This is a genomic window from Bradyrhizobium sp. DN3, assembly GCF_041357655.1.
GTDB lineage: Bacteria > Pseudomonadota > Alphaproteobacteria > Rhizobiales > Xanthobacteraceae > Bradyrhizobium.
Genome location: NZ_JAULLN010000048.1, coordinates 1 through 20,428 on the forward strand (window position 1 = coordinate 1; position 20,428 = coordinate 20,428).

General features: G+C 59.6%; 20 protein-coding genes. 6 read left to right on the forward strand and 14 right to left on the reverse strand.

Annotated elements, in window-relative coordinates:
- Positions 1-306 precede the first annotated feature (306 nt).
- The 8 genes from AAE027_RS37385 to AAE027_RS37420 all read right to left on the reverse strand — a co-directional run bounded on the left by AAE027_RS37385 (position 307) and on the right by AAE027_RS37420 (position 8,924).
- Positions 307-1,071, reverse strand: a complete 765-nt coding sequence (locus tag AAE027_RS37385; protein ID WP_370990413.1) for a substrate-binding periplasmic protein — start codon at positions 1,069-1,071, stop codon at positions 307-309.
- Between the two features lie 8 nt (positions 1,072-1,079).
- Positions 1,080-1,415, reverse strand: a complete 336-nt coding sequence (locus tag AAE027_RS37390; RefSeq protein ID WP_370990414.1) for a c-type cytochrome — start codon at positions 1,413-1,415, stop codon at positions 1,080-1,082.
- A 56-nt stretch (positions 1,416-1,471) separates the two neighbouring features.
- Positions 1,472-3,157, reverse strand: a complete 1,686-nt coding sequence (locus AAE027_RS37395; protein WP_370990453.1) for a pyrroloquinoline quinone-dependent dehydrogenase — start codon at positions 3,155-3,157, stop codon at positions 1,472-1,474.
- Between the two features lie 453 nt (positions 3,158-3,610).
- Positions 3,611-4,456: a carbohydrate ABC transporter permease gene (locus AAE027_RS37400; protein ID WP_370990415.1), complete on the reverse strand. Its 846-nt coding sequence runs from the start codon at positions 4,454-4,456 to the stop codon at positions 3,611-3,613.
- Between the two features lies 1 nt (position 4,457).
- Entirely contained in the window at positions 4,458-5,387 is a 930-nt protein-coding gene (locus tag AAE027_RS37405) for a carbohydrate ABC transporter permease (protein ID WP_091894281.1), read from the reverse strand.
- 15 nt (positions 5,388-5,402) lie between these two features.
- Entirely contained in the window at positions 5,403-6,431 is a 1,029-nt protein-coding gene (locus AAE027_RS37410) for an ABC transporter ATP-binding protein (protein ID WP_091894279.1), read from the reverse strand.
- A 129-nt stretch (positions 6,432-6,560) separates the two neighbouring features.
- Positions 6,561-7,904 (reverse strand): ABC transporter substrate-binding protein, encoded by a 1,344-nt coding sequence (locus tag AAE027_RS37415; protein WP_370990416.1) that lies wholly within the window; start codon positions 7,902-7,904, stop codon positions 6,561-6,563.
- Positions 7,905-8,126: 222 nt separating this feature from the next.
- Complete coding sequence (locus tag AAE027_RS37420; protein ID WP_370990417.1) at positions 8,127-8,924, reverse strand: Crp/Fnr family transcriptional regulator; 798 nt, start codon at positions 8,922-8,924, stop codon at positions 8,127-8,129.
- Positions 8,925-9,618: 694 nt separating this feature from the next.
- Here AAE027_RS37420 and AAE027_RS37425 point away from each other — a divergent pair.
- The 4 genes from AAE027_RS37425 (at position 9,619) to AAE027_RS37440 (ending at position 12,323) form a co-directional block, all read left to right on the forward strand.
- Complete coding sequence (locus tag AAE027_RS37425; RefSeq protein WP_370990454.1) at positions 9,619-10,710, forward strand: TRAP transporter substrate-binding protein; 1,092 nt, start codon at positions 9,619-9,621, stop codon at positions 10,708-10,710.
- A 262-nt stretch (positions 10,711-10,972) separates the two neighbouring features.
- On the forward strand, positions 10,973-11,194 hold the full coding sequence (locus AAE027_RS37430) for a hypothetical protein (RefSeq protein ID WP_370990418.1): 222 nt from the start codon (positions 10,973-10,975) through the stop codon (positions 11,192-11,194).
- Between the two features lie 6 nt (positions 11,195-11,200).
- On the forward strand, positions 11,201-11,623 hold the full coding sequence (locus AAE027_RS37435) for a hypothetical protein (protein WP_370990419.1): 423 nt from the start codon (positions 11,201-11,203) through the stop codon (positions 11,621-11,623).
- A 346-nt stretch (positions 11,624-11,969) separates the two neighbouring features.
- Positions 11,970-12,323 (forward strand): DsrE family protein, encoded by a 354-nt coding sequence (locus AAE027_RS37440; RefSeq protein WP_370990420.1) that lies wholly within the window; start codon positions 11,970-11,972, stop codon positions 12,321-12,323.
- Positions 12,324-12,547: 224 nt separating this feature from the next.
- Here AAE027_RS37440 and AAE027_RS37445 read toward each other — a convergent pair whose 3' ends face one another.
- Together AAE027_RS37445 and AAE027_RS37450 are read right to left on the reverse strand one after the other, a co-directional pair.
- The gene (locus tag AAE027_RS37445; protein ID WP_370990421.1) at positions 12,548-12,778 is read right to left on the reverse strand and encodes a hypothetical protein; all 231 of its coding nucleotides are present in this window, start codon (positions 12,776-12,778) and stop codon (positions 12,548-12,550) included.
- Between the two features lie 37 nt (positions 12,779-12,815).
- The gene (locus AAE027_RS37450) at positions 12,816-13,097 is read right to left on the reverse strand and encodes a hypothetical protein (protein ID WP_091894333.1); all 282 of its coding nucleotides are present in this window, start codon (positions 13,095-13,097) and stop codon (positions 12,816-12,818) included.
- A gap of 236 nt (positions 13,098-13,333) precedes the next feature.
- On the opposite strand from AAE027_RS37450, the gene AAE027_RS37455 reads away from it, so the two are divergent.
- On the forward strand, positions 13,334-13,591 hold the full coding sequence (locus AAE027_RS37455) for an aminoacyl--tRNA ligase-related protein (protein ID WP_479714264.1): 258 nt from the start codon (positions 13,334-13,336) through the stop codon (positions 13,589-13,591).
- A 118-nt stretch (positions 13,592-13,709) separates the two neighbouring features.
- Complete coding sequence (locus AAE027_RS37460; protein WP_370990422.1) at positions 13,710-14,348, forward strand: NADPH-dependent F420 reductase; 639 nt, start codon at positions 13,710-13,712, stop codon at positions 14,346-14,348.
- A 201-nt stretch (positions 14,349-14,549) separates the two neighbouring features.
- Here AAE027_RS37460 and AAE027_RS37465 read toward each other — a convergent pair whose 3' ends face one another.
- The 4 genes from AAE027_RS37465 to AAE027_RS37480 all read right to left on the reverse strand — a co-directional run bounded on the left by AAE027_RS37465 (position 14,550) and on the right by AAE027_RS37480 (position 19,724).
- Positions 14,550-14,756, reverse strand: a complete 207-nt coding sequence (locus AAE027_RS37465; RefSeq protein WP_370990455.1) for a DUF2158 domain-containing protein — start codon at positions 14,754-14,756, stop codon at positions 14,550-14,552.
- Positions 14,757-14,883: 127 nt separating this feature from the next.
- Entirely contained in the window at positions 14,884-18,192 is a 3,309-nt protein-coding gene (locus AAE027_RS37470; RefSeq protein WP_370990423.1) for an adenylate/guanylate cyclase domain-containing protein, read from the reverse strand.
- A gap of 119 nt (positions 18,193-18,311) precedes the next feature.
- Complete coding sequence (locus AAE027_RS37475) at positions 18,312-19,214, reverse strand: hypothetical protein (protein ID WP_370990424.1); 903 nt, start codon at positions 19,212-19,214, stop codon at positions 18,312-18,314.
- A 108-nt stretch (positions 19,215-19,322) separates the two neighbouring features.
- Positions 19,323-19,724: a hypothetical protein gene (locus AAE027_RS37480; RefSeq protein WP_091894255.1), complete on the reverse strand. Its 402-nt coding sequence runs from the start codon at positions 19,722-19,724 to the stop codon at positions 19,323-19,325.
- Positions 19,725-20,428 lie beyond the last annotated feature (704 nt).

The window sequence follows — 20,428 nt, forward strand, 5'->3', positions numbered from 1 at the left end:
CGCGACGGAGCTATTACAACGAAATACTGCCGGCCTTTTTCAACGGAATCGGCCCGTTTGAGACATGCCGACGCGCGGTAACGATGTCTGTTTATAGGGGGAGCGCGGAAGTCGTCGGCACCGGCCAAACCGACGCGAATTGCCCCAGAGACGACCTGCCGAATCCAGAGCAATCGGGTGCGATGCCGAAGGCTGGCACGCCTTTGGGCGCGCTGTTTGAGACGAAGTTGAACGTCAAGATATCGGTGAACATCATCCAAATGAGAATTCCGGCTGCTCCGCCAGTTCTTGCGCCGGGAGCCCTGCTCATTTTGGCGACCGCAATTCGACATTGTAATGCGCGTAGATCCGCGCGAGGGTGCCGTCGGCGAGCAATGCTTCAAGGGCTGCGTCGAGTCCTTGCCTGAGCTTCTCGTCTGGGCTGAGCATCCCAACAGCGACATTCCAGTTCAAGTCGGGATCGTCTTCGAAAGCAGGAATGCGGCGCACGTGCGCATCGGGATGAGCTTGGTTGAACCAACCAATTGCGGCGGGTGTAACCGCCGCGGCGTCGATCTCGTTCTTGGCAAGCGCGTCCATGATTTCATCTTCGAAGACAAACGGTGAGGTTTGGACGCCTCGCTTGCTGAGTGTCATGGAGGCGATCGAGCCGACCTGCACCCCGACGCGCTGACCAGGCCTCAAATCCGCCAGTGACGCCGCGCCAGAGTCGGCCCGGACGGCCAACGCGACCCCGCTGCGCTGATAGGGCCGCGACATGCGCAATCCCACCTCCGCCAGCGCCGCCGGGTTCGCGATCGCATCCATGATGATGTCGCAGTCCGCGCGGCGGTACTGAAAGCTGTTGACTACCCAGTGCTGCTCCAGGGCGACCTTCAACTGCTTCGCCAGTTCACGGGCGATCTCGACCTGGAATCCGGGGTCGACATCGCGCTTGCTGGCAAACGGCAACGCATTGGGGTGTGCGCAAAGCGTGAGCGCCCCGCGTGTATGAATCGCCTCCAGCGAGCGCGCGCTGGCACCGGTGGCTCCGAGCAGGATCAAAAGGCTTACGAAAACGGCTCGGCGCATCTCCGGCCTCATTCTTCCAGATTTCGGATGTAGGCCAGGATCGCCATGATCTGGCTCTCCGAAAAGGCGCCTCCGAAGGCGGGCATGGCTCCGGGCTTACCCTTCTTGATCCGCTCCACGATAAAATCATCGCTGCGCGCCGTACCCGCGAGCTTCGGCCCTTTGCCGGCGGCGCGGCCGCCGTTCTCGTGACAGAAGCCACACGAGGTCGCGAACATCGTCCCGCCCTCGATATCGGTTTCGCGGGCCGATTGATCCTGCTTGGGAGCCTGGCTCTGCTGCGCGGAGAGGCCGAACGGCAATGACAACGCAATGCCGGCGATGAGAAGAATCGACTTCAACATTGGCATCTGGACCGGAGAGACAGGGGGCGACTGCACCCTGGCTCTCCTCACCATTCTTATTGCTTCAGCGTGAAGACAACGAGCGCACCGGCATCCTTCGGCATGCTCGTAAAGGGTTCGCCGAAAAGGGCCGGGAACTCGTCCGCCACCATGCCGCCCCAACCGGCCGGCACTGCGATGTATTGCTTGTCGCCGGCGCTGTAGCTGATGATGCCGCCATTGTGACCGACGCCATTGAAATGCGACCACAGTTCCTGTCCGGTCTCCGCATTGTAAGCGCGCAGCACACCACGCGAGTCAGGCACGAACACCAGATTGCCGGCCGTCGCAAGCACGCTCGCCAGCGGAGGCTCGTCGAAATTGACCTCCCATTTCTTCGCACCAGTCACGGGATCACGTGCATCAAGATGACCGCGCGCCGCTCCGTCCGGCGGCGGAACGAGCTTGAAATTCGCGCCGATATTGAGCTGCGCCATCGGCTCGGTGATTGGCGTGGTCTTTATCACGTCCACATCCATGCACCATTCCTGGGCGAGCTTATACCACAGGCCTGTCTTCGGGCTGTAGGCGCCCGAGTTCCAGCTGACGCCGCCGGCAATCGCCGGACAAAGCGGCTCGCTCGCTTTCCCGAGAGTCAAGTCGCGCCGGCCGATCAGTTCGCCGGTTTTCGGATCGATATCCTTGACGAAATTGATATTCTTCGCGATCCGCCACACGTTCTGCACCTTCCCATCGGCGCGGTCGTAGACGAACACAAAACCACCCTTGTTCGGATGCACGACGAGTTTGCGGCCGTCGCGGTCGATCATCACGAACTCACCGACTGCCGAGTCGAAATCCCATGCATCATGGGGCAGCTCCTGATGATAGAATTTCAGCTTGCCGGTGTCGGGATCGAGCGCGATGACCGAAGTTGTGTAGAGGTTGGTGCCTGGCCGCGGTCCGCTGTTCTTCCAGTCCGCGCCGGACCAGTCGTAAAGCGGTGCAGGATTGGCCGTTCCCCACCAGATGGTGTTGGTTTCAGGATCGTAGGTGCCGGGCATCCATGCGCCACCCCCGCCGGTGCGCCAGGAATCACTACCCCAGGTCGCCTTGGCTTCCTCGGTGCCGGCGACGGTGAAGAATTCCCATTTCTTCTTGCCCGTCTTGATATCGACTCCGAACAGCGGACCGCGCGAGGTCCATTCGCCGCCCTGGCTGCCGATGATGACGGTGTCCTTCACCACCAGCGGCGCACCCGTGAAGCCGACCGTGAGCTTCTTGGAGTCGACCAGCTGCGTGTTCCACACCTCCTTGCCGGTTTTCATGTCGAGCGCAATGAGATGCCCGTCGACGGTGCCAACGAAGACCTTGGCATCGCCGAGCGCGACACCGCGGTTGTACGGTGAGTGCGTCTGCATCGCGACGAGTTCCTCGTCGAGCACCGGAAAGTGCGACCAGATCATCTTGCCGGTCGCCCCATCGAGCGCATAGACGCGGCTATAGGAACCCGAATAGTAGAGCACGCCGTCAGCAACGAGCGGCATCGACTGCAGACCCCGCGTGGAACGTCCGGGCATATGGATCCAGGCGACTTCGAGATTCTTTACATTGCTTGCATTGATTTGATCGAGCCCGCTGTAGTGATACGATTTATAGCCGCCGTGATAGGTCAGCCAATCACCTGGGTTCTGCTCGGCCGCCTCGATGCGAGCGGAATTGATCTCTGACGGCGCGATCGCCCAAGCAGATGGTGCAAGCATAGCGGCCAGTGCGGCAACATAGGTAAGGTGCCTTGTACTGACTGTCATTGTTCTGCCTCCCTTATTGTATCGCGGGAACTACATCCAACATGCAGTCTGCTGCGGCCTCTTGCAGAAGCTGCCTCATCCGTGCAGCTCGTCTCCTGACCTCGGCGAGGGGGTGCAGACACCAGACGGTGATCGCTGCGGCCGAATGTATTGGTTCAGCAGCGCCGTAGCATCACGATGAATTCAACGCTCAAAGTTGTACAAGCGCAAGCGATGTAATTTGGCAGCCAGACTGTCCGAACGCCCATTCTGGTCTGAGCCGACACATCGCCAACGTCGGATGATGTCCGAACAGTGGATGCGACTCTCTGTTCTCGCGGCGTCCGGCTACGGCGGCCGAGGCGCGGGTCCAAGAAGGCGGGGACAGGAGCCTGGTTCACTCCCTTGCCAGAAGCAGCACGATGGCTATTTGACAGCGCCCCCGGTGATGCCGGCGATGAAGCGATCGAGGAAGATATTGTAGGCGATGGCTACGGGGATGGCGGCAATCAAAGCGCCCGCCATGATTTCGCCCCAGAAGAACACGTCGCCCCGGATCAGGTCAGTCGAGACGCCCAGCGTGATCGGCTTTTGGTCGGACGACGAGATGAAGGTCAGCGCGTAGACGAATTCCTGCAAGGTCAGGGTGAACGTAAAGATCACCACCGTCAGGATCGCCGGCACCGACAGCGGGATCGCCATCTTGATGAAGGCGCCAAACAGGCTGCAGCCGTCGACGATTGCGGCTTCCTCGATCTCGACCGGGAGCGCCTTGAAGAACCCCATCAGCAGCCAGGAGCAGAACGGGATCGTGAAGGTCGGGTAGACCAGCACCAGCGACCACATCGAGTTTTGCAGTCCGAGTTCGGCGATGATCCGGGACAGCGGCAGGAACAACAAAGTCGGCGGCACCAGGTAGGTCAGGAAGATCATGATTCCGAGCGCTTCGCCCTTGCGACTGGTCATGCGGGCCAGGCTGTAACCGGCCGGAACCGCGGTGACCAGGGTGATCGCGGTAACGCAGACGCCGACGATCAGCGAGTTCAACAGCCAGCGCGCGAACAGGGTTTCCTCGAACAGGTACTTGATGTGCTCCAGCGTCGGCGGCTCGTTGAACCAGAACGGGATGTTGGTGACGTTGTAAAGGTCACTGTTCTGCTTGAACGCCGTGATCATCATCCAATAGAACGGAAACGCGGCCAGGATAACGAAGAATGCGACGCCGAGGAAAAACCCGGTTCCGCGGAGCGAGCGAGCAAGAGGCTCCGACATGTCAAATCTCCCGGCGACGAATAAAGCGAAGCATGAAGATCACCACGACTAGCAGCACCGGCAGCATGAACAGCGAGATCGCGGCGCCGTGCGCCACGTCGCCGGATACAATACCGGTCTGAAAGCCTTCAAAGCCCAGCACCGAGGTTGCGCCACCGGGGCCGCCCTGGGTCAGCAGGAAGACGATGGAAAGATCAGTGAACGTGAACACGATGCCGAAGATCAGGCCGATGGCCATGATCGGCAGGATCATCGGCAGGATGATCTGGTAGTTGCGGCGCCAAAAGCCTGCACCATCGACCGTCGCGGCGTCGATCACGTCCTGCGGAACCGCAGTGATGCCGGCGAGGAAAATCACGATGGCAAATGGAAAGAAGCGCCAAGCGTTGATAATGACAATGCACAGCATCGCAAGGTACGGATTGCCGAGCCAGTTCGGCGCCTCTTCGCGAGTAAGGATGCCAGCCGCAATCAGGGTCCAGTTGATCACGCTGTAGAGCGAGTCGAACATCCACTGCCAGGCGATCGTGGCGAGCGCGACCGGTACCGCAAAAGGCAGGATGATTAGCGCTCGCACGATCTTGCGGCCGGGGAAGGGCTGCAACAGCAGGAAGGCGCCGAACTTTCCGAGCACGAGGCCGAGCAATTGCGACCCGAATGTAAAGATGAAGGTGTTGCGCAACGTGTCGAGGAAATTCGGATTTTGCAGGATCTGCTCGAAATTCGCCAGGCCGACGAACTTCCAGGTTGGGTTGTAGATGGTATAGGCGCTGAGCGAGTAATAGACCGCGAGCAGGAGCGGCAGGCCGACCAATAGCAAGACGTAGAGGATCGCCGGCGCGACCATGACCGCTTCAAGCACCTCGCGCCGGTCCAGGACGAAGCGAAAGCGTGAAATTGGCTTTGCAACAGGCTCCGCGATGACAGCCATCGGCGAATCCCCGGTTCAGTGGCGAGTGCGACGATTGCCGTTGGCGTCGAAATGGCGCAACGCGCTATTCTTCACGGCGAACGGATGCCACTCTCCGGGCCGAATGCTTCCTTCGGCGACGTGGGCTGGCGGCAACTTCGCCGTGATCGGCTGCTTCGAGTCAAAGCCATCCATCACGCCGTAAACAATGCGCTCGGACCCGAGATATTCCGAACGGTCGACGCGAAACAAAAATTCGGTCGCGCCTCCGTCTTCAATCATGTCCCTGGGCAAGAAATTCTCCGGCCGGAATCCGAGATAGCCGCCGCCATTGCGGGTGACGATGTTCATCGGCGGCGCGCCGACAAAGGTTGCGACAAAAAGGTCGGCAGGATCTTCATAGATATCGGTTGGCGTTCCCACTTGCCGAACCCTTCCATGATCGATGACCGCGATACGGTCGCCCATGCCCATCGCTTCGATCTGGTCGTGGGTCACGTAAATGGTGGTGAGGCCAACGCGCTGCTGAAAGTTCTTGATCTCCTGGCGGGCCGAGGTACGGAGTTTGGCATCCAGATTGGACAACGGCTCGTCGAGCAGAAGCGCAGTCGGTTCGCGAACGAGCGCGCGCGCAAGCGCCACACGCTGGCGCTCGCCGCCTGAGAGCTGGCGTGGCCGCCGGTCGAGAAGATGGCCGATGCCGAGCAACTGCGAGGCCCACTCGACCTTGTTTTGGATGTCCTGGGAGGGCATGCGCTGCGTGCGCAGCGGAAAGGCAATGTTATTACGTACCGTATAGTGCGGATAAAGGCCGTAGCTCTGGAACATCATCGCAATGCCGCGGGCGCGGGGCGGGATGTCGTTGACGACATTGCCGCCGATCAGGAGATCGCCACTGGTCTGTTGCTCGAGGCCGCAGATGATGCGCAGGAACGTCGTCTTGCCGCAGCCCGAGGGGCCGAGCAGCACCATGAACTCGCCATCCGGCACCCTCAGCGAGATGCCGTTGACGGCGTTAATCTCGCCGAACTTCTTGACGATATCCCTGGTCAATACGGCTGCCATCGATCCTCCCGGAGCTCATATGGCGCTCTGCTGCCAATCGCTGGGCAGGGCGCCAATCGTGTTTGCCAATGAGCTGCAACGTGGCCGGCTGCCGGAGCGCGCAAAGGAGGGCTGCGTCCGGACACGGCTTCAGGCTTTCTCGTGCCACTTCTTGAAAATGGCATCAGACTGTTGGTGCGCCCATTTGACCGATTCCTCGGCGGACATCTGACCGCTCGCCGCCTTTGCCATCATGTCGCAGATAACGAAGTCGTTATAGACCTCGTCGACGGCGGGCCAGGACGGGCCGGGATATCCCGGGGAGGCCGACCACTGCTCGGACTCCTGTAGCACCGCTAATTTGTCTGATGGCGTCGAAGTCGGATCGTTCGAGAGGATCGGCATCGGCTTCGGCACCAGATTGGCGAAGCAGGGGTTATTGTAGCCTTCGCTCGCCTTGAACGCCTCCGGCCAATGATCGGCGTAGTATTTGAGGAACTCGATTGCGCCTTCCTTGTTCTTGGCGAACTTCCAGATGCCGTAGAATTCGGAAGCGCCGCCCATGATCTGGCGTACCGGCCCCTTTGGCGGAGCCATCACGAATGTGTCGTCGGCGCCCTTCTTGTTCGCCTTCTGGAACGTCCGATAGGCCGAGATCGGGTTGACGATCATCGAGCCGATGCCTGAAACAAGATAGCGATTGTTGCTGGAATCGTCCCACGACAGCACTTCCGACGTCATCGCTTCCTTGTACAGCGCGGTGACGAACTTGACGGCTTCGATCGTCTCCTTGCTGTTGAGCACGACGTTCTTGCCTTCGGTGTCCTGAAGTGCACCGCCAAAGCTCCAGAGCAGGCCGCGCCAGGTCGTGTTCGGGTCGTTGCTGTGTCCGAGCGAAATGCCGACCGGATGGCCCTTGGCTTTCAGCTTGGCGCCGCCGATACGCACGTTGTCCCACGTGTCCGGCTTCATCCCGATCTCGTCCCACATGCTCTTGCGGTACATGGCGGGGAAGTTGATGTAAAAATCGGGGAAAGCTGACCAGGTCTTATCGTCCTGATTATAACCGATCTGCCGGCCGATCCTGCTGACCTTGCCGTACTTCTTCTCGGTTGCCTCGACGAGGCTTGTCACGTCGACGAGGAATTTGCGGTAGAGGTGCGCTCCGCCTGCGCCGTTCCATCCGAACAGATCGTGACCTGACTGAGCCGAGGCTTCGGCGGCCGCGCGCGCGGCGACGTTGCCGACCGGGATGTGGTCGACGGTGACGTCGAGGTTATTTTTCGTGCCCCAGTCCTTTGCGAACGTATCGAACCACTTGTCGTACTCCGGGACGAAATGGCTCCACTGTACGATGGAGATGGATTTGGTGTCGGCAAGCGCACGGGAGACGAATGGGGCAGCAAGGGACGGCACCGAAGCGGCGGCCAGGATAAGACCAGTTTGTGTCAGCAAACGACGTCGCGTGACGCGCAAAAAATTGCCCGTGCTCATCTGGACTCCTCCTGCGGATATCGCCAGTTGGAGAAAGGCTCATCCAGATGAGGGATCAGTCTAGCTCCGCCCTGGATCTTGTTATCGCTGGCGTCACTATAGCTTTGAGGCCCGGACCGGCCTTTCTACTAAAGCCGGTCAGTCGGTACGCTGCCGTACAAAGATTGACAGCGGACGAAGTCGCGCGGCGCTGGCCGGAAGCAAGCTGTTTGGATGGCTGCGTCAGACGCAGCAAAGGCAGGCGCGCATAAGGTCGGCGTTCGCGGAAATGCGGTGCTCGTGCAGGCCGCTGCGATTTATGTACCGGTATTCCGACGCTATGATCTGATAGCATTCGCATGTTCTAAGCTCGAGGGCCGCGTGATCGCACACGTCGATGCCACCTCGCTGCCTGATGAGCCCGCCGGACTGTTCCAGTTCCGCAAGCGTTGTCGTGATGCTGGCGCGTCGCACGCCGAGGATGACCGACAGCATATCGTGCGTCACGGGGATGATCCGGTCGTCCAGACGGTCGGCTGCGAGCAGCAGCCAGCGGCTCAGCCGTTCCTCCAGGCTGTGGCGGGCGCTGCAAAGCGTTGTCTGGGCATTCTGGACCAACAGCGCGTGGATATAGCTGAACAGCTGCTGCTGGATGTCCGGGGATCTGTGCGCGGCCCTGCTTAGGTCCGGCACCGCGATGCGCAATGCATAACCGGGGACCGACATCAGGCAGCGATTGGGTGAGCGCTGCATACCGAGCGCCGCCGCCACTCCGACAAAACCGAGCCGCCCAACCATGGCGATTCCGACTGGACCATCACGCTGCGTTCGCACCAGCAGCGAGGCGACGCCGCGTTCGATGAAGTAGATATGCTCGATGGGATGGTGGTAGTCCTGAAGAATTGCCCGGCGCTTGAGCGCAACGGGCTGCAGGAAGGGACGAAGCTGCTCAAAGGACGCCGGCGCAAGACCGCCCAGCAGACGGTTCTGAACCCGCACCGTCTGCTCGCGGTCGGCACCACTCAGCGCACTTTTGAACACTATCCCATGGGGCTGTCCGCCGGATGCGTCCCGATCCGGTCTTGTTCCGCCGGCACTGGGGCTTCCTCCTCGCGAAGCTACTCCCTCTTCGACCTGGAGTCACCGGCACCCGACAATCCAGCGACGGCCGGTCAAAGGCGCCTTCAACTCCCCAACGAATAGGCTGTAAGCTGGCGGCCCAATCTGTTCACTCGGGCATCAGAGGCGATTTGATTTCGGTCATCGAGCTCTACACCGACTTCGCTTATTGGGCTTATTGGCCCGATGCTGCCTAGCTCGATGCGCGTCCAAGCGGGGCCGTCGAGTAGACAGGAAGCGGCTTGCACCGGTCCAGACCGCCGGTTTTGACCCGAAGCGGTCCTGGACCTTCGCTCGCCATCTCGCCTGACGACGCAAGCCGAAGTGATGTCATTTGTTGCGTCGCTCCGCGCCGTCAGTGGTTCAGGCGGGGTTCGTCGGCGCAAGATTGCCGCAATGCAGCGTGGCCGCTTCCCAATCCATCCGGTCCTATTTGACTTTCAGGTGGCGGCTGTCCGCATCTCCTGCGCATCCCTATGTCTGATATAATTGATATCTGCCGGGTTCATCCAAGAAAGGCCCGCATGAAAAATTGATCCTCGGAGGAGCACTGCCGTCGAAATGGCCGCGGGCCGGCGGTTTTATTCAATGCGCAATCATCCACAGGGGAAACGCCATGAAACGTCGTCAATTTCTAAGTACGGCAGGCGCCGGCCTCGCCGCATCTGCCGCCGTTGTTGCGCCAGCCGTCGCCCAGTCGATGCCTGAACTAAAGTGGCGCTGCACCACGAGTTGGCCGAAGTCGCTGGATGTGCCTTTCAGTGCATCAGAGACGATCGCGAAATATGTTGCGGAAGCTACCGACAACAGGTTTCAAATTCAGCCCTTCGCAGGCGGCGAGATCGTGCCTGCCTTGCAGGCTGTCGATGCAGTAAGCAACGCAACGGTCGAAATGTGCCACACCGCCGCCTATTATTTCATCGGCAAGGATCCGACCTTCGCACTCTATTGCTCGGTACCGTTCGGCCTGAACTCGCGCCAGCAGAATGCATGGTTTCAGGATCACGGCGGTCAGGACATGCTCAACGAGTTCGGCAAGAAGTACAACATATACGGTATTGCGGGCGGCAATACCGGCACTCAGATGGGCGGCTGGTTCCGCAAGGAGATCAACAGCGTCGAAGATCTCAGCGGATTGAAGATGCGGATCGGCGGTTGGGCGGGCAAGACCCTTTCAAAGCTCGGCGTGGTTCCGCAGCAGATCGCAGGCGGCGACATCTATCCCGCATTGGAAAAAGGCACGATCGACGCAACCGAATGGGTCGGTCCCTATGACGACGAGAAACTCGGCTTCTACAAGGTCGCGAGGTACTACTATTATCCGGGCTGGTGGGAAGGTGGCACGGCGCTGCATTTCTTCATCAACCTGGACAAGTGGAACGCCCTGCCAAAGGCTTACAAGTCGCTCCTCGCTCTGGCCTGCGGCTATGCCAACATGGACGTTCAGGCGCGCTATGATGCGCGCAATCCGGCGGCCATCAAACGGCTCGTCGCCAACGGGACGCTTCTGCGTCCGTTCAGCCAGGCGGTGATGGAAGCGTGCCTAAAGGCTTCGAACGAGGTCAATGCGGAAACCTCCGCGTCCAACCCTGATTTCAAGAAGATCTACGATTCGCAAGTGGACTTTCGAAACGACGAGAATCTCTGGTGGCAGATCGCGGAGTATTCATATGAAACATTCATGATCCGCACGCGTTCGAAGGGCTGAACGAGCCGCGCGCGGGCGGGACACTCCTCGACCCGTCGTATCAGCTTCAGCCGGAAGGAAGCCGGCCGTCGCGGCCCGATGGCGGGCCGACGACAGCATTCGCGCTGACCGCGTCGATGATGGCATGCTTCCAGAACTCGGTTGTCTTCTGCGGTCAGCAGCAGATCGCTCTTATTGAAGTGGTCTTGTCTTGAAAGTTCGTCACGTTAGTCGGATACTGGATAGGATCCCTTGGGCCATTATCAATCCGAGGAGGACGATCATGGCGATTCAGATCGTGATGGACCGCGCCGGCGACAGCCATCACCCTTTCAACCCCCGCGACCTGCAGGAAGTGGCGAAGGCGGAGCAGCGGTTCTATGAGCTGACGAATGCCGGCTTCACCGCCGCGGTCCGGACGGGTCCCGGTCAGATCTCGCAGATCCGATCGTTCGACCCCAGTGCGGATGAAACCCTCTTTTTCCCCAGATTGATCGGCGGCTAGCCGCTCATGTTCGGCTTTCGGCCGTCGGCGTCGGGCGTCCGCTCCCGCATGAGAGCGGCGCGAATGCTCTTCATCAGGCACGGCGCCGAGCGCACACCAGAGGGGCGGTCGCTGCTGCTCTTGCGGCGTTGGCTATCGCCCGCGCAGTGGGAGCAGTTCGCAAGGAGGGGCTACTTCGAGGTTGTCGGAAGCGAAAGTGGGAAGCGGTACCGGATCCACGCCGGGACGTCGGTGAACGTGTGCGAGATTGACGAAAGAGGCCGCGTGCGGGAGGGGCTGTGCTTCATGCCGATCGGCGCGCTGCCGATCGGAGATGTCATGCTTGCCCAGAAGATTGCGTTGGAAACATGCGAGGGCAAGGCGCGCGCCGTGGCCAGGAGGTTCACGCCGAGCACTTTCCAGTTCAGACAAGCCCGACCTCTCGGTTGACGCCACGTACCTCGTCGCACCGCTGCACCAACTTCAACGCGGCACTTGAGAGCTCGCCCGTTCGCTTGCCGCTGGCGTTGCTGGACCGCTGGCCTTGCGCACGTTGATGGGCGAGAGACGGCCAGATCAGATACGCAACATGATTACGTGTATCTCGAAAGGCATCATTGCCCCTTGCGAACTGATTGCACGCATGACTTGAGCCGTGGTCCTTGAGCGGGATTTGGCTGTAACCATCGTCGGCTTCTGGCCCGAAGGCGCAGGTCCGGCCGCCCAATCCGCCTCAAATTGCTTAACTCCAGTCGTGCAGACCGCCGGAGCGCGGGAACTAGGATAGGAGACAAAGATGCATTTCGCTATCTCCGCCACATATGGTCCGACTGATCCAACTCGGGCAATGCTGCCGTTTATCTTCGCTACGTCCGCGGTGCAGAGCGGCGACAGCGTCACGCTGATGCTATTCGCCGATGCCGTATTCACAGCAATCGAGGGCGTGGGCGCGAAGCTCGTCCCGGTCGGGCCACCGAACCGGTACGAGGAGATCGCAGCGCATCCCAATGTGACGTTGATGGTGTGCAAGCCTTGCGTAGAGGCGCGCGGTCTAGAGGCATCAGCGCTCGACAAACGGGTGAAGCTTGCTGGGATGAACGAGTTCCACGCCGCAGCCAAGCAGCCCGACTCGCGAGTGGTCAATTTCTAGAAGATCGCCCTGCGAGCATTGGATCAAGGTGAAGACCGCAAGTATTCGGCGATGAACCGGGTGATGGAGTTGGCGGTCTCCTTCATTTCGCGAATGTCACCTGTTGGCCCATACCGACGACATCCAGCACTCGCGCACATGTCGGCTGCTAGGGGAAGACGAGAAACGGCTGACGTCCGGCCAAAACGACGCGAGTGACCTTGAGCGGGCTCCATTGCGTTGATTTACGCGGCGCGTTCCCTGTTTGACTGTTCCTCTACGGCGGTCGCGGTTTCTTCCAACCCCTTTTCGTAATTGCCCGCCAACCTCTCAATATTGTCGGCCCACATCCTCAGCATTGAGACTTGAAAGTGCATAATTGGCTTCAAGGCATTCATACCGATTGCAGTCGCTGCGCTGATGGGACCTTGTGGGTCGCGCGCGAAACGGTTTTCGTTAGCGGTCTTGTCTGCCATGCGGTTCTCTCCCTCGTTTTGGTGTTCTGGCCGTAAGCTATGTGGTGGGTTGTGCCCTGCGTGACTCTAAGCACTCAGCCAAGACTTGATCTGCCGCGAGCCTCGCACGTCGGTCGTCGTGCAGTTCGTCCAGTTTTTTTAGGTAAGCGACGGCCGCTATTTGCAAGAGATCGAAATCATCTCCACCGGTATCACGAGCATTGGCGACGTAGCGATAGAGGGCAGAACGCCTGTTATCGTTCTCGCTGATGCCGCTGTGGAACAGCAAGTAGTTCCGCCAAGCGAACGCACACGCCCCTTCTATGGTTTGAGAGTTCATTGCCACCCTCCCAAAGCCCAGAGAAAGGCTGACGACCGGTTTCGTTCCGCGAATCTCTCAGATGTAATATTGTTCCGTAGCTGCGCTGCAAGGTCGATGCTGTAGTCGGGTTAGCGGCCGTCAACGTCGCCGTCTTGGAGAACGTAAGTCCGGAGAGACGCCAGAAAGGAAATCTTGGAACCGACTCCCTTCGATGAGCGGAGGTTTGTTAGGCCCATAAGCGATATTCCAAAGCGATTGCCGGGTCCGCTCATCAGGAAACCAATGGGCTACGCTCGTGGCGGGAGCTTCCGCTCCGCTATGCCGAGTTCGGTGCCTGCCACCGCAATGAGCCTTCAGGCTCGCTCCACGGCATCATGCGGACGCGTGCCTTCGAGCAGGACGACGCCCATGTGTTCTGCCGCGAGCAGGACGTGGAGAGCGAAGTCGCGCGCTTCATCACCCTGCCGGATGAGGTCTACCGGGACCTTGGCTTTCCCAACTACGTCAGCTAAGCAGCGCCGACCGGAAGCCCTAGCAGCGCGGCGCAACCGACGCGATTGACCCAGAGCCGATGTAGCTCTTGCCTGCGCACGACAGTATATGTTCGGCAGAATCGCACGGGAGCATACCATGCAGATCACGATTGCCGGTTCGGGCAATGTAGGCCGTGCGCTAGCGGGCGGATGGCTCAAGAGGGGCCATCGCGTGACGTTCGCGACGCGCGATGTGGCCGGCGACAAAGCCGGAGAGCTGAGAGAGCAGGGTTTTGGCGTTGTCCCCCTGAACGATGCTGCAACCAGTACCGATGTGATTGTGCTCGCGGTCCCCTGGGCCGCCGTCGAGGCGACGATAAGATCGCTGGGTGACTTCGCCGGCAAAGTGTTGATCGACACGACCGATCCTCTCAAATCCGAAAGGGAGCTTGCGATCGGATTTGGCGATTCAGGCGGCGAGACCGTAGCGCGGCTTGCGCCGAGCGCGCGCGTCGTCAAAGCGTTCAGCACCACGGGCTCCCGCAACATGGCAGACAGCGACTATCCCGGTGGAAAGCTGATGATGGCACTTGCCGGCGACGATACGCCCGCCAAGCAGATCGTCATCGCGCTTGTCGCAGACCTCGGTTTCGACCCGATCGACACCGGCCCGCTGGCCATGAGTCGCTACCTCGAGCCTTTGGCAATGCTGTGGATCAACCTCGCTTACACGCAGCAGCTCGGACCAAATATCGGGTTCGCGCTGCTGCGAAGACGAAGCACCGATCCGGTCTGACGAAATGGCGACCCGAGCTGTCATTTCGGCAGTTCGATCGCGAGGAAACGATCGGCCAGAACTGATCAGTAGGTCCCCTTCTGGCCCTTCTGCGACATTCAGCGATGTCCGCTATTGTGCGCTAGTGGCAGAGAGGCGGACATCGGGCGGGCCGGAGCCGGCACTCCGATCTGACTGACCAGGGTGCGGTCTTAGGTGTGCCTACTCCTCGTCGTCTTCGTCCTCGTCGTCTTCGTCGCTCTCGTCCTCTTCCACGCGCGCGAGCGCGGCCAGCGGCAGCGTCTCGCGGAACAAATCGCCTTCCATGCCCATCCAGAGGCAGAGCACGACGTTCTCCTTCACCTCCGCGACCGTCAACGGCTGGCCGCCGGAGGGCGGCTCCGAGCTAACCTGGCGGACCAGCGCCATCATGTCCGCTCATGGCGGGTCGACGGGAAAGGGTCCGATTGGCTGTCACTTCTGCGAGAGGCAGGATTAATGCAGCGCGCATTGAGAATCGCGCGCACGCATGAGGTCAGCCGTTTCGGCTCCTTCGTCAAACCAATCGCAGATCGGGTTCTAGCAGAGCGCGCGCCTCATCAATCCTTCCTTGCCTCCGCCAGAGTTCTGCGAGGCTTGTGGCAGCGCGCAACTCCAAGGACTTGGCGCTTTGACCACGCGCCACTTCAAGGGATTTCCTAAGATGAGACTCGGCGTCGCCGACTTTCGATGGGTCGAGCGATAGGAGAATTTGGGCCTTTTGCCGGTGTAATTCCGACTCCCATGCCCTGCCCGTCACATCATCTATGCCGGCCAGGAGCCTTTCGACCAACGATAGTGCGCGTTCATTCTCGCCGGCCTTGGCGTCAATTTCCGCCAGCCAGCTATTCATCATTGGCAGCATGAAACCGACACCGTTGCGCCGCGCCTCGTCGATTCCCAGTGCGATCTCGGATCGGGCCTCCTCAATTCGGCCCATCTCGCCGACGGCCCGGCCTCGCGAAATTCGCGATAGAATTACGTACAGCGAAAACCGCTGTTCTTGTGACATTTCGAAGCTGTTCTGGGCGCTCTCGAGAGCGCGAGCGGCGTCCCCGCGCAGAAGGTGCACGACAGAGGTCATGTAATGAGCGAACGCCACTGTGTACGGGTGAGCAAGATCCTGAGCCAGGGCCAACGCTTCCGACACGCGCGAAAGGGATCGATCGGGATAGCCGAGGAACCACAAGTCCCAGGACTGAAGCAGCAGTGAAGCCGCTTGAGGCTCCACCATGTAAAGGTGATAAAGGGGCTGTCTTCCTTCGCTGATCGAAAGCCTGATCGTCTCTTCGAAATGATTCGCTGAGGATTGGAAGTCCCCGATGGTCAACAACGTGCTGCCCATCACTCTATGAGCCACCATCGACAGCACGGGGCTAGACAAGCCTCGTGACCGCAGCAGAAACTCATCGGCCATGCTGAGCGCCTCATCATTCCTTCCACCCATCCATGAGTGTCCCCACAACCCAAACAGGGCTTGGAAATATTCAGGGATGTCGCCGAGACGCAGGCATAAGGAGCGAGCTCTGGAAAACGCTTCGCGGGTTTCCGTGGAGGCATATCCTTTGACGGCGATAAGCGGTATTCCCAGCGCCAGCTGAACCTCGACCTCTTGTTTGGTCCGCTCGGGCGTTTCGGGCATCGTTTTCAGAAGCTGAAGCGCACTTCGAAAATTGGCAATCGCTTCGATGTTGGCGGAGTGCGCGAGCGCGCGCTGCCCGGACTTGAGCCAATAACGGATAGCCGAATTGTGATTGCCTGCTTCCTGATGATGATACGCCACGACTTCGGTCTGATTTTCCGCAAGCTCCGGAAAGTCATGCTCCAGGACTGTGGCGATCTCGGCGTGGATCTGCTGTCTTTTGCTCCTGAGTAAAGAATCGTAGATCGCATCACGCAGCAACACGTGTTTGAACGCGAAGCGGAGGGAGGGCGAAATGTCGACTCGATATATGATGTCAGCCTGTTCGAGCAGCGAGAGTGCTGACAGGATATTATCTTCGTCGAGTTGCGATACGGCCGACAACAGATCATAGGAGAACTCGCGCCCGATCACCGCCGCAATCATTGCAAGTTTGCGACTCGGCGCAACGCGGTCGAGCCGCTCCATCAATGCGTCACTCAGCGTGTCCGGAACCCTGAGCAATGCTGCTTGTGCCGTACGCTCGGACGCACCTCGACCGAGTACAGGTGCGCTCAACATACTGTTTGTCAGTTCCTCGATGTATAGCGGGACGCCATCGGCCTTTTCGATAATTTGGTCCAGCAGCGGCTGAGGCATCCTCCCGCCCCTCAACAGACCTCCAATCATCGCCTTCACTTCCGTGTGCGATAATCGAGTCAGCGAGTGCACGGTGATATTCGCATGAGTGATCCATGCAGGGCGGAACTCCGGCCGGCACGACACGATAAGCAGCACGCGGGCGTGGTCGATCCGGCTGATAATCAGGTCAAGCAGCTCGACCGTCGACGGATCCAGCCAGTGTGCATCCTCAAAGATGCAGAGCGTGGGCCCTTGGACGGAGAACGCCAACAGCATATCGACAAGCGTGCTTATGGTTCTGTTCTTTATTTGCTGCGGGGTCAGGCGGGACAATTGGAGGTGATCATGCACCGGGATGGATAACAGCCTGGCGACCAGCAGGACCGGTTCGGCGGAATTGTCGGGAAGGTAAGCCCTGAGCTTGGCGAGCTTGTCTGCATCGGGCTCGCGCGGTGTTATTTGGGCCGAATGTTGGATCTGCTCGATGACGGGGAAGAACGCGCTCTGATTGTGGTAGGGCGAGCATTGATGATGCAGCAGAATATGCGGTTCCTGCTGAATATGCGATTTCAACTCGTGGAGCAGCCTCGACTTCCCGACTCCCGGAATACCCGAAAGAAGTATGACTTGGCCATCACGCTCCTTGACTTTTTGCCACCTGTCGAGCAGCAGGCTCAGCTCGCTTGAGCGTCCAATGAGCGGAGTAAGAGAGCCCGTATGCGCAGCTTCGAAGCGGCTAACCGTGCTTTTCGCCGCCAGCACGCGATACAAATGAAGGGGTTGAGTCACACCCTTGAGTTTCTGGATGCCGAGGTCCTGAAAATCAAAAGCGGCCGATATGAGACGCCTCGTCGTCTCTGAGATGAGTACCGTATCTGGAGCGGCAAGGGCCTGCAGGCGCGCCGCAATGTTCGGCGTCTCTCCCACCGCGTCCATCGACCAGCGGCCGCTATCTCCAATGTCACCGACAACAACCGGTCCAGAGCAAACACCCACTCGACAAGACAGAGTAACCGGACCTGAAATCTTCGTGACCCCGGACGCGATCTCCAGTGCGGCGTGAACGGCACGAATGGCGTCATCCTCATGAGCGGAGGGCCAGCCGAAAAATGCCATTACGCCATCGCCGAAATACCGGGCCACCTCGCCGCCATACCGCCCGATCGCGGTGCTGCATTCCTCCCGGTATGCGTCGATAATTTTTTGGAGATCCTCAGGGTCCAGCTTCTCGGAGAGCTGTGTAGAAGCCACAAGGTCGCTGAACAGTACGGTAATCTGACGGAACTCAGGTTCGCGATGCTGCGCAATGGAGGGCGGCGCCACAGCGACTCTTGAACCCGCAAGCGTCTCGCCGCCGGGCTCGCGCGAAGCGGTCAATGCTTCAATCGCCCTAAGCAGCTTCTTGCGGTGACCTAAGGAAGAAACTCCAATTTGCTTGAGATCGTTTTCCGTCAAATCCGGAAGGAGGGAATATTCGATGTTGTTTTCCGCGAAGGCTTGGGCGTACTGGCCTAGACCGTGTCTGACCAGCCACTCGGCTAAGTCGGTGTTTGTCCTCGTCATCGAAGAGGCCCTCCTCTTACCGCCGTAGGACCCCTTATACTATCTCACGACGGGGACGCCGGAACAGTGAGTGCTTGCGCTCAGGCCCAGCAAACCGCGATGACGTCGCGCCGTTCTGCTCAAGCCGCGGGGCGAGCGCTGCAATCCTCGTCTTTTGAAGGCCCTGAACTGAGACAGTATGGGAGCGCTTCTCCGATCGCCTGTCGAAGCTCGTCGACCATCTCGGCTTCGGATTTATGGAGTTCGTGGTTATAGCCTTCCGCCATGATCAGTGCCGATTCATACGTCTCCTGAACGACTGTGATACGGTCACTCGCAGGAAGAGACGCGACGAAGTCGATGGTGTCTTTGACGTGCGTGGCCTCACTTCCGAGAGAGCTATGGCTTCTGAGAAAGCGGGTCGCGTCGACGCCATCCGGACACAGCGCCTGGACCTTCTCGACGTCGGCCTTCTGCTTGAGCGCGGCGATGCGCTCCAGGCAATAGGAGTACCCTATGCAGCCGATCGGGTAGTCCTGCGAGCAAAGGTCATCGAAGCGCTTGCAGAGCGGCTTGATCCCCTGCGGGATGAAATTGGTGACGAGTCGCTCGGCCGGCAAACCGAGCGCGCGCAGGTCCTTGAGCGCGAGGCGATCGTGACCAGACTCCTCGCGCGCCCGTTCTTCAAGGTAGGCCGCGACCTCGGGCCTGCCCAGCTCCTCGAAGCGGCTGGCCGCGCGCCGCAGATTTCGAGGCGTATCGACAGACGTGTGATAGGCGCCGACCAGGGCCACAACATAGCCCGCGAGCGTCTGGTCCGGACGCGCGAGGCGTTCTTCAATCGCGGCAAATCCGAGATTGATCGCGCCGTCGAGCAGCCCGATCGCGCTGCCCGCCGTACCCACGCCCGTCATCGGCGTCGCGAATGGATCTACGTTCCCTTTCGTCCCACCCGTGGTGTGGAACCAGACCTGTCCGGAGTCGCGAGCAATGATCGAAATATCACCCGTGACGTTGACCCACTCCGTCCTCAACCGCTCCATTAGAAACCTCCCAACCTGCAGTGACCGTCTGTCTGCCGTTGCCACTTCGGACACGCGCTTCAAACTGGAGACGGATCGCGCCTCCCCTCGAACCGAGCGGTAACGGCGCTAGATTCCGTTGGGCGTACAAGACATCAGCAAGCGAGCCGTTTCCAGAAGAGACTGGCCGGGTCGAGGGGTCACGCGGCCTCTGTTCGGCAGCACAAAGACGACTTCATCGGGGTCTTGCATGATGTAGTGACTATCGTGCTCTTCTTCCGTGATGATGACCGCGCGGTTCAGATAGATACCTCGCGCCGCGAGCGCGACTTTGGCTCGGTTCGCGGCGGCGGCCGTCACGGTAGTGTTGTCCGCCTCACGTTCCAGCAGCGAATTTCGGAAATCATCTTCGACCCACGCGTCGACGATCAACTGCGCGAGGGAATCGTTGGGGCTGAAGGAGAAGGTTGGAACCGTTACCTCTGTCGGAGCCGCCGCGCCCCTCAAAACGACATTCTTTTTAATGGCCATTGATCAGCCCTCCCTAATTAAAGCGGGCTCGGGATCTCGCCGTCCCGCATCATTTAAATGCATTATATTTTTTGCATTTTAATTGTATAACCTCAGGATGGCAAGTTAGAATAGCGATCACGGCCGCATGATCATAAGTCCATCGTGCCGCTCCGGGGGAGAGCCGCGCTGGTGACGGTATTCGGATTGGCCAACTCCAAACAAATTGGATACGAAATTTAAATATCCAGCACGCGCCTCTACCCGGCGTTGCAATTTAAATGTCTGCCGATTGCGGCACGCTTTGTTGCTTGAAAATCGGGAATGCGTAGGCCCCCGGCATCTCCAATCTTGCCCCCACTCAGAGGTTGGCCGAAAAAATTGGTCTAGGGCTTCGAGACGCGCGATGTACGAGCGGCAGCACACGTCATCATTCTTTAGATTTCGAAGAGGAGGGCAGCGCATGGCCTTAAAAATTATCCAGCGCATGTTAGGAATTGTACTATTTGCCCTCGCCCTTGCCCCAGCGGCGACGGCCCAGGGGCGCCGGCGAAGTCCGCTTTCGGCTATCGCATCGACTATTCCGGTCGCTCTGTCGTGCTCTCCGGAGATACCCGCACCTCTGAAAGTCTTATCCGACACGCCCAGAACGTTGATCTCTTGGTTCACGAGGTCGCTTCCCCTGAGACGTTCCAGCGCGTTGGAGTTCCGCGAGCGCGTGCGCA